Genomic DNA, 16,218 nt, shown 5'->3' on the forward strand with positions numbered 1-16,218 from the left:
CATGCAAAAGAATTTTTTAATCATCGCCGGAATCTTCCTTTTTTTGGAAGTGTACATTTATCAGGCCATCAGAACACTTACCGATAATTTCTGGATCAGAATCGGATATTGGGTAATTTCTTTGGTTGTGTACGGGATTTTCGCTTACGAAGTCACTCATTATCAGAGATCAGACAGAAGCATGGTAAGAGCCCAGATCATGATTTCCTTATTTTTAATCTTCATTCTTCCCAAAATATTCGTGGTTCTCTTTTTATTAATTGATGATATCATCAGAACCGGAGGCTACCTGATAGGTTTTGCCAAACCTTCTGAGAATTTCTTCCCGGAAAGAAGGAAGTTCCTGAGTCTGGTTGGATTGGGAATGAGTGGCGTTCTTTCTGCTCTTTTTATTGACGGAATTACGTTTGGAAAGTACAGACATAAAGTAAGGAGAGTAAGGGTAAATTTTGCTAACCTTCCGAAAAGCTTTAAAGGATATAAAATCATCCAGATCTCTGACGTTCACAGTGGAAGCTTCTCAGATCCGAGTAAATTACAGCACGCGATTGATCTGATCAACGAGCAGAAGCCTGATCTGGTATTATTTACCGGAGATATGGTGAACAACGTTGCGGACGAGTTCAAACCTTTCATCCCCTTGTTTTCAAAGATCAAGGCCAAAGACGGAAAATTAGCTGTGCTAGGAAACCATGATTACGGAGATTACGTAACCTGGGAATCACCTGCCGCCAAAAAAGAAAACCTTGACACCTTAATTGGTTATGAAAAACAGGCTGGTTTCGATATGTTGAGAAACGAACACAGAGTTATTGAAAAAAACGGAGAAAAACTATACATTCTGGGAGTTGAAAACTGGGGATTGAAACCATTTCCTCAATTCGGAAAAATAGATGATGCTTTAAAAGGAGTGCCTGAATCCGCTACGAAGATTCTGATGAGCCACGACCCAACCCACTTTGATTATGTGGTTAAAAAACACCCATCAAACATCCATCTGACCCTTTCAGGTCACACCCATGGAATGCAGTTTGGTTTAGACCTTAAAAATGTAAAATGGTCACCCGTACAATACAAATATCCAAAATGGGCCGATTTATACGAAAGTGAAGGAAAACTATTATATGTAAACAGAGGATTTGGAGTATTGGGATATCCGGGAAGAGTGGGTGTACTGCCGGAGATTACACTTTTTGAACTGAGCTAGAAGTGCGGGTTTCGGGATGCGAGATTCGGGGTGCGAGTTATTATTTGCGAATGTTTGGTTGTTTTTGTTCCTGATTACCTACCGCATTAAACACTCTCACTCTCAAACTCTCAAACTCAAAAACCCTGCTACCTAACACCTATCACCTAAAAAATATAATCTTTCATGCGGGAAGTAGCCATTTCCCTGTCATTGAGAAAAGTAAGGAGGGCATCTAATTTGTCCTCCATTTTTTTGCCCGAAAATAAGCTTCGGTAAAAAGGAATATCAAAACGGTATTTCTTGAAATCTGTAAACTGCCATGTATTCAGATAAATCAGCACAAACTCTTCATTCTGCAAAGTTTCCAGAACCATATTCTGATAATACTTCATCGGCAGGATCTGAAATACAAAATCATTATAAGGCAGCTGACTGTATGGAGAGATACTTTCCGGAACAATACTCAGTCCGTCTTCTTCGGTAATTACAGTATCTCTTTTAAGTCTTTTGAAGGGAAAAAGAATATTAGCATTATCGATATTTGAGACGTAATTAAATTCCATCATCTTCAAAGTTTCCTGAGAAACTTTTACATCTTTCTGACGAATTCCTCTGATCTGTTTTTCCAGAAGTTCCTGAATATTCTTCTTGGCATTTTCAATTTCTTCAGGATTTGACCCTTTATTATAAAAAGCAATTTCATGCCCTTTGGATGAAATTGCTTTTATTAAATTCTGAAGTTTTTCGGTAAGAGAAACCTCTACAAAAAAACTTGATTTGATATCATGAATATCTAAAATTCTAAGAATCGCTTTGGTATTATCTTCTGTAATTTTCAATCGCTCATCAGCAGTAATTTGAGAGCCGTTTTTTACTTCAGCCTCAATACAAGTGATGTTAAAAGTCAATAATACCATTTAAATTAAAGTTTATATAGATTCTATAAAATATTAAAAATCAGATGTTAAAAATAAAAGTAATTAAAGTATTACTTTATATTATTAATCTTTACCCAATTTTACTTTCAGATTCTTAATCATATCTTTTGTCATTTCAGAAATTCCGAAATCATACGTCAGACCCCAGTCTTTTTTCGCTACGGAATCATCAATGGAAGCCGGCCATGAATCTGCAATTGCCTGTCTGAAATCCGGGTTATAATCAATTGCAAAATCCGGAATTTCTTTCTTAATTTCTTCAGCCAATTCTTTTGGAGTAAATGACATTCCACCCAAATTATAAGAAGAACGAACCGTCAAACTTTCTTTTGGAGCATCCATTAATTTTAAGGTTGCATTGATGGCATCATCCATATACAACATCGGCATTCCTGTATTCTCGGAAATGAAACTTGTATACTTTCCATCTTCAATAGCTTTATAGAAAATCTCAACAGCATAGTCGGTAGTTCCACCTCCTGCAGGAGTTTTCCATGAGATCAATCCAGGATATCTGATACTTCTTACATCCACACCATATTTGTCGAAATAATATTCGCACCACTTCTCCCCTGCCATTTTAGAGATCCCGTAAACAGTTGTTGGGTTCAGCACTACATCCTGTCCCACCTCATGCTTTGGAATTCCTTTTCCAAATACCGCGATAGAACTTGGCCAGAAGATCTTTTTAAGAAGCCCTTCTTTCGCCATTTCACAAAAATGAAGTAGTGGTTCAAGATTTAGTTTCCACGCAAAAACAGGCTGCTTTTCCGAAGTTCCGGATAAAAGTGAAGCAAGGTGATACACTGTCGTGATCTCATAATCATGAATCACCTGTCTTACCAATTGAGTGTTGGTAACATCCATTCTTTCATAGTGTCCGGCAGAAGTAATTCCTTCCTGCCATCTGTCCAATCCTGAAGCAACAACGTTTTCCGCTCCGTGAATTTCAACAAGTCTGTTCGTCAATTCGGTACCAATTTGTCCCAAGGCACCTGTAATCAGTATTCTTTCCGTATAGGATTCCATTTTTCAGATTTTTTTAGAATTGTACAAAAGTAAAAAAAACATGTCAACCAGAATAAAAAAGGTACACTTTCGCGTACCTTTTATAATCCTAAGAAAAATATTGATTAAAAATTAAGATTTATCCTGGCAAAAAGAAACCTTCCGTTCATTCCGAACTGAGAAACATTTCGGGAGTACACAAACTGATTCTGATTAGAAAGATCAATAGTAGAAGTATTAACATACACAAGGTTACCGGAAGCATCCAAAGAAGGTGTTTTCACAGCTGTCGGACCATAGTTTTTATCGGGATAAATATCAAATAAATTATTGGCTCCTAATGTCAGTTTAAGGTTTTTGGTAAATTTATACCCTACAGATAAGTCTGTAATCACTTTTCCTCCCCAAACCGGATGTTCAGTAGCCACAGCCTGCCCATTAATAATTTCTCCACTTACAATTCCGTCCCCGTTAGCATCCATTGTATTGGGATCTGTAACTTTTCCAAAATAAACATTCCTCAACAATACGCTGAATTTATCCATCTCTAAAGCATTATTCAGTGAAGCTTTAAATCTTGGTATAGCTTCTTCAAGATAAACACGGCTGGATTCAGAATAATACCTGTTTACCTGGCCGGCTTTGATTAAAACATCAGAACCATGAATATCTCCTACCCTGTTAGTCTTTGAAACAGTAATTGCCAAGTCTGAGTTCAGAGAATATCTTTCAGAAAACTTTGCTTTATGCGAAATCACGCCTTCAATACCTTTGGTCTGGGTATCAATTGCATTAGCAAAAAATGTAGCTGCATTCGCATTGGCCTTATCAAAGGCAGCCTGTAACCTACCAAGGTCACTTTCCGCCGGATAAGTTCCTGATGGTCTCGAAAACTGATCCGTTAAAACCACTCTGTTTTTAATTTTAATATAATAGCCATCTACTGTAAACGTTAGATTCATCTGAGGGATCTTAGCCGTAAAACCGGCAGAATAACTCGTTGATTCTTCCTGCTTCAATTGTGGGATTCCTAAATATCTGGCTGCATCAGAATCATTTGAAAAAGTTCCCACCTCATATGGCACTCCTCCAACAAACTGTGTGGCAGTAGCATTGAAATAGATCTGCTGCAAAGAAGGAGCTCTGAATCCTGTAGAATGTGCTGCTCTGATATTGATCTGATCAGTAAGTTTATATCTTGTAGCTAATTTATAATTGAATGTAGATCCAAAATCTGAGTAGTTTTCGAATCTAAGTGCAGCACTCATTAGCCATCTGTCAGTTACATCCAATTCCGTATCCACATAAGCAGCAACAGAATGCCTTCCATTATTTAGAGCATTCTCAGGGCGAAAACCTGGAAATACCTGAGACCCTCCGGGTCTGGTACCTCCAAAGAAGTCAGTAGGCTTTAGAGCAGCAGCTGTTGTGGGAGTCTGAATATTTCCATTAATATCATAAAGAGCCCATGAAGCTTCCTCTCCATTTTCTATCTTATACTTTTCGAATCTCATCTCTCCCCCAAAAGCAACATTAAAGCCTTTTAACCAGTCAATCTTTGTATCAAAATCTGCATTGATGGTATTTTGAGAAAATCCTAAACCGCCTGCATCAAATTCTCTTTTATTTGGATATCGCATGGAGGCATTGGCTGTATTTTTTATCGTATAGTCAAAAGTATTTCTTCCAAAAGTATTGCTGATATCATAATTAATATTTCCCAACTTTCCTTTAAATCCCGCAGCAAACGAAAGATCTATAACATCCGAAGCTATTTCCGGAAGAAAACCATTAGGATATATAGAGGTAGAAGTTCTGCTTTGATTAGGTCTTCTGTAAAAACCTGCTGCATTTCCAGCTCTATAGGAAATTCCTCCAAAAGCATATCCCCGGATTGTTGAAGACAGATCAAATTCAGAGTTCATAAAAAACTGACCGGATCCTAACCTGGATTGTCCCACCCGCATATTAAAGTCATCTCTTGTTAACCCTCTGTAAGCAAGTTCATTTTCAGTAACATCTCCCTTCAGAAGATCCTGCAAGGCTACAATTGTATTAGCCGACTGAATATTAGCCTGTTGTGCCGCAGTAAAATAATTTACATTTGGAGCATACTGATGTATATAATCTATGATTTGCTGTGTATTGGAAGTATTATTGATATTCCCAAAAAGAGCGGAAATATTAACTCCTTTTTCTAACGCCCTTTGCTCAATAGCATTATAACCATTAAAAATATCGCCTGTTGCTGACTTGGCTCTTCTGGTGTCATCCCTGTTCAGCAAACTTGCTGTAAAATTGATAAATCCATTATTGCCAATTTTAGTTCCGTAATTAAGATCAAGCTGATACTTCGCTCCGTCCCATCCTCCGGTATGATCATTAGCTCCCTTCGAATTAAATCCTCCTCCTGTAATTGCAGCGGTGAATGCATTCGTATTTTTTTTCATGATCACATTAATAACCCCGGCAATGGCATCTGAACCATACTGAGCTGAAGCCCCATCCCTCAATACTTCCAGTCTTTCAATAGCAAAAGCCGGAATAGCATTCAGATCCGTTCCTACAGATCCTCTACCAGGAGAACCGTTAATATTAACCAGTGATGAAGTATGCCTTCTTTTTCCATTAAGTAAGACAAGTACCTGATCGGGTCCCAACCCTCTCAGCTGAGCAGGATCAACATGATCCGTACCATCTGCTACAGTTGTTGAATTGGAGGTAAAAGATGGTGCAGCATAGTTTAAAATCTGATTCAGATCGGTTTGCGGAGTTAATACAGATTGTGATCCAATATTGATAACATCTACGGGAACAGGTGTATCAGTTGCCACACGGCTTTTATTTCTTGACCCTACAGTAATCTTAACTTCATCTACTGTTTTTACTTGTACAGAATCTTTCGTTTGCGCATTTAGATTAGCGGATAGAAAGAATAATGTACCCAAAAATATAATTTTCTGATAATTTTTTTTCATGTGTTTTTTTTTCAAATGTATCAATTAAAATGATAAAAAATAAATTAAAGTTCATTAAAAATTGAAATAGATTAAACATTATTCAATACTATTGAATAAATTAATAATTATCAATAAATAAATTTAAAATATATTGATAACTATAAAAATCAAAGGATTATTTTCACATACTTACTAAAAAAGCCATTTACACAAAAAAATCAATAATTTTGTTGTAAGAAAAAACAATCACATGAAGAAGATTTTAATTGCTTCGATGCTGTTGGCAGCTCAACTCAGCTGGGCTCAGTTCACAGATATCAATATTATCAAGGAAGTACAGGTAAAGAATAAAGGTGTTGTAGTCTCTGCACACCCATTAGCCAGTGAAGCGGGCGCTAAGATCTTAAAAATGGGCGGAAATGCCTATGACGCTGTTACCGCAACACAATACGCACTTGCTGTAGTTTATCCTCAGGCTGGAAATATCGGAGGAGGTGGATTTTTGGTTGGCGTAAAAAATAACGGTGAAAAATTCACTCTGGATTATAGAGAAACCGCTCCTAAAAAAGCCTCCAGAGATATGTACATTGATAAAAAAGGAAAAGCAGATACTGATCTTTCCCAGAACGGAAGACTGGCCGTAGGTATTCCGGGAAGTGTAGCAGGATTCTTTGCTACGCTGAAATACTGTAAACTGCCTATGGAAAAAATCATCCAGCCCGCTATTGACCTTGCCGAAAAAGGATTTGCCATTACGGATAAAGAAGCGGAAATGCTGAATAATCAAAGAGAAAAATTCCAGAAGCATAATAAATCTTCGATCATTTTTGTAAAAGGTACTCCGTGGAAAGCCGGAGATCTGTTGATCCAAAAAGACTTAGCTGAGACATTGAAACTGATTCAAAAACAAGGCGCTAAAGGTTTTTATGAAGGAAAAACAGCTGATCTTCTGGTTGCTGAAATGAAAAGAGGAAACGGAATCATCACTCTGGAAGATCTTAAAAATTATAAAGTTGCCGAAAGAAAAGCTCTGGAATTCGACTATAAAGGAAGCAATGTTGTTACCATGCCTCTGCCTTCAAGCGGTGGAGTTCTTCTGGCTCAAATGCTAAGAATGGCAAGTTTTGAAAACCTTGAAAAGTATCAGCAAAACTCTACAAAAGCAGTTCAGATCATGACTGAAGCAGAAAGAAGAGCTTACGCCGACAGAGCAGAATATATGGGCGATCCGGATTTTATTCAGGACAAAACCTCTTATCTGATCTCGGATGAATACCTGAAAGGAAGATGGAAAAGTTTCAGTTTTGACAAGGCTACTCCAAGTGCAGAAGTAGGTAAAATCATAGAACAGCCTAAAGAATCTATGCAGACTACTCATATTTCCGTATTGGATAAAGATGGAAATGCAGCTTCTGTAACCACCACACTTAATGGATACTATGGAAGTAAAGTCCTTGTTTCAGGAGCCGGATTCTTTTTAAATAATGAAATGGATGATTTCTCTATCAAACCAGGTGTACCGAATATGTTTGGAGCAGTAGGCGGAGAAGCTAATTCCATTCAGCCTAACAAGAGAATGCTCTCTTCTATGACCCCAACCATTATTCTTAAAAACGGAAAGCCTTATATGGTCGTGGGAACTCCAGGAGGAACTACAATTCCGACTTCAGTGTATCAGTCTATCGTGAATGTAGTGGATTTTAAACTGAATGCCAATATTGCGGTGAATGCCCCGAAATTCCATCATCAGTGGCTGCCTGAAACCATCACCGTGGAAAATAATTTCCCGGAAAGCACTATTTCTGAACTGAAAAGCAAGAATTACATCATTGAAAAGACAAAATATATTGGTAAAACAGAAATGATTGTTCTTGATGAAAACGGAAGCATCCATGCAGTAGCAGACGGCCGCGGAGATGACTCTGTTGCAGTGGAACAATAGTATCTTCAAAAAATAAAATACAGCTCCGGCTTCATTCGTAAAAAGGCAAAAGCCTTTTTGAATGAAGCCGGAGTTTTTTATCCATAAAGCTGGCACAAGAGATTATTTTCAATGACTTTTATCATGTTTTTAGATAAATTTTCTTAATTTTCGCCCTTAAAAAAACAAAACGACTGTTCTTTGAAAGCAAAAAAAATACACAATCAGCTTTATTTCCAAGTGATTATCGCCATCATTGCAGGTATTCTTCTAGGAAAATTTTATCCTGAATTAGGAGAAAAGATGAAACCTTTGGGAGATGGATTCATCAAATTGGTAAAAATGATTATCGCTCCGGTAATTTTTATTACGCTTACGCTAGGAATCGCCCATATGACCGATTTGAAAAAAGTAGGCAGAATTGCAATCAAAGCAATGATCTATTTTTTCACCTTTTCAACTCTGGCTCTTATCATCGGATTATTAGTAGGAAATATTCTACAGCCAGGACATGGTTTAAATATTGATCCTTCTACTCTTTCGGGTGATGTTTCGCAATATCAGGCAAAAGCTCATGAATCAACACTTACGGGCTTCATTATGAATATTATTCCGGAGACATTATTCAGTCCGTTGGTGGGTGAAAATATTCTTCAGGTACTTTTGGTAGCAATTTTAATGGGAGTTGCTTTAGTTTTAACAAAAGAAAAGAGCCAGAAAGTAACTGATTTCCTACAGGATTTATCAACTCCGGTATTTAAAATTGTTCACATGTTGATGAAGCTGGCCCCGATAGGTGCTTTCGGAGCAATGGCTTTTACGATCGGTAAATATGGACTTCATTCTGTTCTGAATCTTATATTTCTGGTAGGTACATTCTATATTACGTCTATCCTTTTTGTCGTTCTGGTATTAGGAGCAGTAGCGTGGTATAATGGATTTAATATTTTCAAACTTCTTTTCTATCTTAAAGAAGAGCTACTTCTCGTTTTGGGTACAAGCTCTTCAGAGTCTGCCCTTCCTGGAATTATGGAAAAACTTGAAAAAGCAGGCTGTTCACGCGCCATTGTAGGTCTTGTGGTTCCCACCGGATATTCTTTCAATCTTGACGGAACGAATATTTATATGACCCTGGCCTCTCTTTTTATTGCGCAGGCCTTAAATATTCATCTTCCTATCGAAAAACAACTGATGCTTCTTTTGGTGGCTATGCTAAGTTCAAAAGGTGCAGCTGGTGTTACAGGTGCCGGATTTGTTACCCTTGCAGCAACATTGGCCGTAGTTCCTGAAATTCCGATTGCAGGAATGACTTTAATTCTTGGAATTGATAAGTTCATGAGCGAATGCAGAGCTTTAACCAACGTAATTGGGAATTCTGTAGCTACCGTAGTAGTTGCCAACTGGGAAAAGCAGCTTGATAAGAAGCAACTTCAATACTGCCTGGATCATCCGGCTGAAGTAGAAAAGAAACTGGAAGTGTAGCAGGTGGTAGATGACAGGTTTTAGGTTGCAGGGATTAGGGGGAATTCAAGGTTCAAGGTTCAAGGTTCAAGGTTCAAGGTTTAAAGTTGTAACCAGCAACTAGTAACCTCGAAATAAAAGAAACCCGCAACTCGCAACCAAAACAACTCGCAACCAAACAACCAGCAACTCGTAAACTCGAAACCCGTACCCTAGAATCTAAACCAAAATACTCAAACTCGCTGGCTGTACTTTAACATGAATCGGTGATTTGATCTTATTGAATTCACCGTCCAGATGCCAGTTTTTGGTATTGACTTTAAATGATATTTCAGAGACCGGAAGATAGGTTACATATTCATCATCTTTCAGTCTTTTGGTAAACATTCTGAAAGCAAACAGCGCAGAATAGGTCAAAGGAAACTTTTTCACCAAAACCATGTCAACCAGCCCGTCACTTTTACTGGCTTTCGGTGCAATATAGGCGTTGTTCCCAAACTGGCGGGTATTGGCGATGTTCATCATCAGATACCTTCCATTGTACTGTTGATATTCTTCATCAAAAAATTTCACCTTGATGGGCTTGTAATTGAAAAAGGTTTTCAGGGAAACTTTGATATAGTTTTTGAATCCACGGCTTGTTTTTTCAAATTCTTTAACGACTTTACCGTCAAATCCCGTTCCCGAAACATTGATGGAAAGCCTGTCATTTACCGTAAAAGTATCAATCTTTCTGGAATTTTTGATTTTAATTTTTTCTAAAAGTTCATCAAGATTTTTACTGAATTGTGTTTCATTGGAAAACCCATTTCCTGAACCTGCCGGAAAAATTGCCAGAATTTTATCTGTATAAATAAGATTTTTGGCTACTGTAGAAATGGTTCCATCTCCTCCAATGGCCACAAAAATATCCACTTCTTCAAAATGAGCCTGAATAAACTCATCTGTTCCGGGAATAGATTCTGATACATAATACAACGGGTTGTTTACCTTTGTTTTAAGTTCATTCAAAAACGGCTGATAGTTTTTTTTGGCCGAAAAAGGGTTGATAATAAAAGCTACTTTTTCCATTACCGCAAAATTAAAAAATGCTTCCTGAACTGGAAGCATTAATTTACTTAATTTTCATTCTTTCTTTAAATTCAGCATTTAAAGTTCCTTTCAGGTCTTCCCATGAAACAGGAATTGTAATATCTCCGGCTGCAAAAGCGGCAATTTCATAGGGACTGTAGTGAAAATACAGGTTTTTATCATCAAAATAAAAGTTATCAGATGCCGGAATTTTATCAACTAAAAGCATTTCTGAATTTTTTACTTCTCCGTCTCCATCCATTGTTCCACTATTTATTTTATCAATATTTTTCATCAGAATGGCTTCAATTTTATTTTTAGGCATTGAAGTAATGTCTTTCAATTCTAATTTTTTGTTGTTTTTAAGATCAAAAACCCTTTCAGAAAATCCGTAGTTATCATGTGCTCCTCCTTCATATCCGCTTCCCAAATATTGAATATGCATATAACCGTTGGTATTAGAAATAAGATTCATATGCGAGCTTGAATACCAGTTTTGAGCATAAGTGACATCTGAAACCCAGTCTTTATTATCATTTTTTACAGAATTGAAATAACTGTTTTTTTCATTATCCAGATAAGCCTGAAGACCGGCTTTGGAAAAATCTTTAATCTTTTCATTCTGGAAATAGATGCTGTCTAACAGTTTTTTATCTTTTAAAGTAGGGAAAACCAAGAGCTTTGAAGTAAAGCTCACTTTTAAAGAGTCTGTAATTTTTGTAGAGTCATTGACTTTCACAGAGTCTACTACAAATTCTTCAGCGGCTTTGTTTTCTGTTTTTTCTACTGATCCTGCCGTTTCATTTTTTTTACAGGCAGTCACTGCTAAGAAAGAAGATAATGCTATAACAGCAATCGTATTTTTCATAATTCTAATTTTTTGGGTATCAAATACAAAAACCATTCAAAAGATGAATGGTTTTTGAAAAAAAATATTTTTTTTATTTAAATCCTGTTAACTATTACTTTTTTACAAGACTGATTACCTGATTTTCAAATTTCGAAGCAACACCCCAGATTTGTTTGAATGCAGGGTAATATTCTTTCGGATAATCTGAACTACCAATTTTTGTAGTCGTAGTCACCACCAATAAATTTCCTTTTTGTTCTACAGAATAAGTATAAGCTATCTCTTTATCTTCGGTAACAATTCTTTTTTCTTTAGGCATTTCCTCAATCACATACCCTTCCGGGATTTCAAGAGTGACCTTTTTGGTTTTGGTTATAGGCGATCCAAAATCGATAGGATATTTTCTTACTTCGGTTTGATCAAATTCATTAGAGCTTTTACTTAAAAACAACATCGGATTAATAATCATTTTCTTCCCTACTCTGTCAATAAGGTTGGATGAAGAGAATTTCATACTGCTTTCAAAGTCTCCATTTTCCAACACTTTTGAATTGATATCTGTGAAGTCCATTGAAAAGTTCTCCTTATACTGTTTTTTGTATTTTTCTGCATTATCATCGTAGTTGTCTTTAGCATACATTGCGTATGCACCTGTATCTTTATCTGAATAGGTTCCGGAAATACTTCCGTCATCATTGATCTTGGCATTTGCAGTAAGATAAGTATTACTGGATTTCAAATTGGTCATTTGAATCTGCAGAGCTTTATCTTTGGTCACCAAAATCCCTAACTGATTCCAGTTTTTAAGAGGAATTTCATCCAGCGAAGACTGTTTAGAGGTAGCATCATAAATATGCAGCTGATTATCTATATTGATGGCACTCAACACGAAGTTCATATTGGATATATTGGGAGATACCAAATTAATCAGCCCGTTTTCTACTGTAGAAATAACCAGCGGGTCGGCTTTAAGACCAGCTTCACGAAGCATCATAACCAGAAAAAGATTGATTTCTGCGGCGTTCCCCGTTTTAGTTTCCAAAAGCTTTTTGATACCATCTTCTGTGTAAATCCCTTTGTCTTTATTCCAGGTAAAAGTCTTTTGAACGTATGAAAAAATAGCATTTGCTTTTTCAAGATCAGTTTTCATTTCCGAAACTCCTGCCGGCATATTTTCTTTTGCCAGTTTTGTTCTTTTCAGCTCACCTCCAAAATCTTCACTTTCATAAAGTCTCTTCGAAATCTGATCCCATGAAGATGAATACAGTTTAAGCTCACCGAAATTCGTAGAATTTAGCTCCGCACTGATTTTTGTTCTGAAATTTCTATCATTTCTTACAAATTTCTCGGTTTTAAAACCATTCAAGTTTTCATAAGCAAATCTAAAGGTTTTATATTGAGCACCATACAGATATCTTTCTTCCATTTCTCTATACTTAGGGCTGATTCCTCCCGTATAGTTTACATTATAAGACATATTGATGGGCGTATCAAAGACATATTCTGTATTCAGTGAAGGAGTATCGGATTCTATCAATACCTCTGGAATTATAAATCGGAACGGAGATATAATTTCATACTGATATTCTATTACCGATCCGTTTTTCACGCTTGGAAAAGCAAATTTCGTTAAAGTAACATATTTATTCTCTTTGCTTTTATATTGAGAACTTTTCTCCACTTTTACGGGAACCGTAGTTCCATTTTCAAGATTGTAGGTAAAAGCTTTGAACTTCCCCAGCGATTCTCTGTTGGTTCCAACATTATAAATAGGAATTTCAAGATTCAACCAGTCTTCAGCTTTATCTTTATTATAAATCTTAACTCTGTAAAAATATCTTTTGTGCAGATTCCCTGTATTAGCATCTACCATAAAATAAGCAGACTTATATAAAATTTCAGCAGGAGCATTTTCATCTAATAATGATTTTGCTTTAGATAGGTCTGCGTCATTAAATTTAGGAGGATTCAGAAATTCATATTTCTTCTGAGCATTGACCAATATTGTATTGGCAGAGCAAAGAAGCAATACTATAATTTTTTTCATGGTTATATTTTTGTTATTAAAATTTTTGAGTTGTCCATATTCAGAATCTTTTTTCTGAAATTGATGTAATCATTGTATTTTTCTTTTGGATATAATCCTTTATTAATCTGCATTTTTCTGATCACCTTTACTTGCCCGTCACTTGTAGCGAAGCTCAGTTTATAAGATCCAAATTCAGAAGTAATGCTTGAATTATCCGGAGTTTCATCCACTTTATACCCCATAGGAAGAACAAAAGCAATTTCATATTCATCTTCGTAAGACATATTTACTTCAAAAGGAAGTTCACGATTTTCGTCTGTTTTAAAGATCAAATCAGAGAAAATAGGAACCGATCTGAACAGAAGACTGTTTCCTGCTTTTTTAGAGAAATTATTGGTTTTGAAATCCACATCATAAGAAATAACAGCATTATCTCTGTCATTATTAAAATTTTTCATTTCAACTTTTTCAAAGTTTAAAACATCAAAAGTTCCCTTCAGTGCATCATTTTTTTCCTTAGGATTAAGATTAGCAAATCTTAAATTATAATCATACTGATTTCCTGTATAGGAAAAATTTCCTGTTCCCGTAATGCTGTTATCTTCATTAAGGTTAACTCTCAATATTTGTTTTTCTTTGTTCTGTTCAGCTTTATAAACCGGTGTATTGATCAGCTCAATTCCTTTTGATGTTACGGAAAGTACATTTCTGTCCGTAGTACTGTAACTTAAGTGGTTAAAAGCTATTTGCTGAGAAGTATTTTCAAGCCAGATATTTCCTTTTTCCGTTGGGACCATCAGAATAATATGATTCCCACCCATAGAAGGAAATTCCGGATCAAAGGAAACCTGTGAACGACCGGAATTGATAATACAATAATTGGAAGGAATTCCAGCTTCATTCAAAAGAATCTTCATATAATTGGTGAGCCCTTTACAATCTCCATACCCTTTTTTCTGAACCTCATCCGGCAACATGGGCTGCCAGCCTCCTATTCCTAATGAAACAGCGATATATCGGGTTTTGTTCTGCATGTACTGATAAATTTTCTTTACTTTATCTTCTACAGATCCTTGTAATTGCAAAGAAGCTACTTCAGCTTTAATTGCAGGAGTAGATGCAGAAACAGGTACCAAAAGATCATTGTAAATCCAGGTTCCAAAGTCTGTCCAGGTATTTAAAGTTCCCTGCTTTCCTGCCAGATTAAATTTCGCAAGTGCGAAGTTGACTGCAGGTAAAATTTTAACAGGTTGTGGAATCATAAAAGCATCATCAATGGCTGGTACATTTTTATATGAATACGTTTTATCATTTCCACTACCGCTTTCTATCACAGAAGTGTAATTGTATTTTGAAGGGTAAATCTTAGATCTAAGTTCAATTCCCGACGTATTAATGATTTTAAACTGTGCTTCCTCCAAAGAGATTTTAGGAGAAGTAAACGGTACAAAATCCGGAATAAAAACAGTATCTTCATCTTCCGCTTCATACGAAAAATCAATAGTGTAGGGATATTGAACTGGAGTATATGAATAAACCAATATTCTGTTATCAGAATAAAAAACTCCCTGAGGATTGTTGGCTACATCTTTAAAATCAGATTTTGAAACACTTTTAATTTTTTTCCCGGCTTCATCATAGATCGTCACTTTGATGTTCGAAATACTTTTTGATTTATCATAAGAAATATAAGCTACGGCTTCATTATCCCCATCTTTATTTAAGACTGTAGTTACCTTATTTTTCTGATATTTTATTTCATCAATTTTATTGATCTGAATTGTTGTAAAATCCTTCCGAATCACAACATCTGCATTTTTCTTTAAATTCTCAGGAATAGCAGAGGCAGGATAGCTCTGTGCGAAATATAATGAGGCGGTAGATAAAGCCCCCAAGACTAATATTTTCATCATAGTTATTAAGATGGTACAAAAATAATAAAATCTTAATAACTGTTAAAAAAAATATAAAAGGCTTCAACATGTGAAGCCTTAACCTATTACTTAAAAAAGTACCGTATTAAATGTACCTATAAGAAAATGAACACATTATCAACTTTTCATCATTCAATTTTGAAAAGTTAAAAACAGAATATTTATACTCATTCTATATTGGGAGAAGGGTGTACCTATTCTGTAGCATGAAGGGATAAACTTCATATTATCTGCATTTCAAATTTAAAATAAATTACAATTCATGTAATTTAAATAATGTAGAATTAATAACAATAAGAAGTACAATAAATTCTACAGTTGAAAATTATTTATAAAAAAAGACCTCAAAAATGAAGTCTTTTAATTTTTTTGTTTCTTTTTTAATCATTCGGGACCAGTTTACTATCAAACTGATCACTTCCAAGTCCCAGTACAGGAATAAAAATAAATCCGAAAAGGAGAATCAGAATCGTGTAAAGAGGAGTTTCTTTGGCAAAGCCTTTAGCTAGCCTGTCATATACAATCCAGCATGCATAGATATTCACCAATGGAATAAAGAAAAGAATGATCCACCAAATTGGTTTTTTCACAATTTCCAGCAATACGATGGTGTTATAAATAGGAATAAAGGCAGCCCAGGCATCTTGTCTTCCTGCTTTCTGGAAGATTTTGTACATGCAATATCCATAGAAAATATAGCAAAGTAAGCCGAAGAACATTGTTCCGATCCCTAATCCTGCAGCTACTGCTCCAGAAGCTGCATCTGCCCCGTTGTAAGGGTCTGTTTGTAAAAGAGTTAACATATTATTGTTTTTTTGGTTTATCCAAATATAAAAAAAGCTTCTAAATAATTAGAA

Annotated in this window: 11 protein-coding genes; 3 read left to right on the top strand and 8 right to left on the bottom strand. The window is 35.9% G+C overall.

Annotated elements, in window-relative coordinates; genetic code table 11:
* Nucleotide 1: 1 nt before the first annotated feature.
* The gene (locus tag NK356_RS11670) at nt 2–1,207 is read left to right on the top strand and encodes a metallophosphoesterase (RefSeq protein WP_253317035.1); all 1,206 of its coding nucleotides are present in this window, start codon (nt 2–4) and stop codon (nt 1,205–1,207) included.
* 146 nt (nt 1,208–1,353) lie between these two features.
* Here the strand turns inward: NK356_RS11670 and NK356_RS11675 are convergent, their stop codons facing one another.
* From NK356_RS11675 to NK356_RS11685, 3 genes are all read right to left on the bottom strand, one after another.
* A complete protein-coding gene (locus NK356_RS11675; RefSeq protein WP_253317036.1) occupies nt 1,354–2,106 on the bottom strand; it encodes a polysaccharide deacetylase in 753 nt (250 codons plus the stop codon).
* Between the two features lie 84 nt (nt 2,107–2,190).
* The gene (locus NK356_RS11680; RefSeq protein WP_253317037.1) at nt 2,191–3,156 is read right to left on the bottom strand and encodes an NAD-dependent epimerase/dehydratase family protein; all 966 of its coding nucleotides are present in this window, start codon (nt 3,154–3,156) and stop codon (nt 2,191–2,193) included.
* Between the two features lie 104 nt (nt 3,157–3,260).
* A complete protein-coding gene (locus NK356_RS11685; protein ID WP_253317038.1) occupies nt 3,261–6,113 on the bottom strand; it encodes a TonB-dependent siderophore receptor in 2,853 nt (950 codons plus the stop codon).
* 232 nt (nt 6,114–6,345) lie between these two features.
* Between NK356_RS11685 and ggt the strand changes: the two genes are divergently transcribed.
* Both ggt and NK356_RS11695 read left to right on the top strand, forming a co-directional pair.
* Nucleotides 6,346–8,037, top strand: coding sequence for a gamma-glutamyltransferase (gene ggt / locus NK356_RS11690; RefSeq protein WP_253317039.1), 1,692 nt, complete (start codon nt 6,346–6,348; stop codon nt 8,035–8,037).
* Nucleotides 8,038–8,217: 180 nt separating this feature from the next.
* A complete protein-coding gene (locus tag NK356_RS11695; protein WP_253317040.1) occupies nt 8,218–9,498 on the top strand; it encodes a dicarboxylate/amino acid:cation symporter in 1,281 nt (426 codons plus the stop codon).
* Nucleotides 9,499–9,696: 198 nt separating this feature from the next.
* Here NK356_RS11695 and NK356_RS11700 read toward each other — a convergent pair whose 3' ends face one another.
* The 5 genes from NK356_RS11700 to NK356_RS11720 all read right to left on the bottom strand — a co-directional run bounded on the left by NK356_RS11700 (nt 9,697) and on the right by NK356_RS11720 (nt 16,164).
* Entirely contained in the window at nt 9,697–10,548 is an 852-nt protein-coding gene (locus NK356_RS11700; RefSeq protein WP_253317063.1) for a diacylglycerol kinase family protein, read from the bottom strand.
* A gap of 43 nt (nt 10,549–10,591) precedes the next feature.
* Nucleotides 10,592–11,416, bottom strand: a complete 825-nt coding sequence (locus NK356_RS11705) for an RsiV family protein (RefSeq protein ID WP_034696092.1) — start codon at nt 11,414–11,416, stop codon at nt 10,592–10,594.
* A 94-nt stretch (nt 11,417–11,510) separates the two neighbouring features.
* Complete coding sequence (locus tag NK356_RS11710) at nt 11,511–13,445, bottom strand: transglutaminase-like domain-containing protein (protein ID WP_034695991.1); 1,935 nt, start codon at nt 13,443–13,445, stop codon at nt 11,511–11,513.
* A 2-nt stretch (nt 13,446–13,447) separates the two neighbouring features.
* The gene (locus NK356_RS11715) at nt 13,448–15,340 is read right to left on the bottom strand and encodes a DUF3857 domain-containing protein (RefSeq protein WP_253317041.1); all 1,893 of its coding nucleotides are present in this window, start codon (nt 15,338–15,340) and stop codon (nt 13,448–13,450) included.
* A gap of 401 nt (nt 15,341–15,741) precedes the next feature.
* Nucleotides 15,742–16,164, bottom strand: a complete 423-nt coding sequence (locus tag NK356_RS11720) for a DUF5684 domain-containing protein (RefSeq protein WP_253317042.1) — start codon at nt 16,162–16,164, stop codon at nt 15,742–15,744.
* Nucleotides 16,165–16,218 lie beyond the last annotated feature (54 nt).

Origin of the sequence: Chryseobacterium sp. S0630, from assembly GCF_024158915.1 — a bacterium.
Lineage (GTDB): Bacteria > Bacteroidota > Bacteroidia > Flavobacteriales > Weeksellaceae > Chryseobacterium.

What these genes read in the sequence shown, in the direction of transcription:
- NK356_RS11670 (WP_253317035.1), top strand. Translation starts at nt 2, where the DNA reads ATGCAAAAGAATTTTTTAATCATCGCCGGAATCTTCCTTTTTTTGGAA.
- NK356_RS11675 (WP_253317036.1), bottom strand. Translation starts at nt 2,106, where the DNA reads ATGGTATTATTGACTTTTAACATCACTTGTATTGAGGCTGAAGTAAAA.
- NK356_RS11680 (WP_253317037.1), bottom strand. Translation starts at nt 3,156, where the DNA reads ATGGAATCCTATACGGAAAGAATACTGATTACAGGTGCCTTGGGACAA.
- NK356_RS11685 (WP_253317038.1), bottom strand. Translation starts at nt 6,113, where the DNA reads ATGAAAAAAAATTATCAGAAAATTATATTTTTGGGTACATTATTCTTT.
- ggt (WP_253317039.1), top strand. Translation starts at nt 6,346, where the DNA reads ATGAAGAAGATTTTAATTGCTTCGATGCTGTTGGCAGCTCAACTCAGC.
- NK356_RS11700 (WP_253317063.1), bottom strand. Translation starts at nt 10,548, where the DNA reads ATGGAAAAAGTAGCTTTTATTATCAACCCTTTTTCGGCCAAAAAAAAC.
- NK356_RS11705 (WP_034696092.1), bottom strand. Translation starts at nt 11,416, where the DNA reads ATGAAAAATACGATTGCTGTTATAGCATTATCTTCTTTCTTAGCAGTG.
- NK356_RS11710 (WP_034695991.1), bottom strand. Translation starts at nt 13,445, where the DNA reads ATGAAAAAAATTATAGTATTGCTTCTTTGCTCTGCCAATACAATATTG.
- NK356_RS11715 (WP_253317041.1), bottom strand. Translation starts at nt 15,340, where the DNA reads ATGATGAAAATATTAGTCTTGGGGGCTTTATCTACCGCCTCATTATAT.
- NK356_RS11720 (WP_253317042.1), bottom strand. Translation starts at nt 16,164, where the DNA reads ATGTTAACTCTTTTACAAACAGACCCTTACAACGGGGCAGATGCAGCT.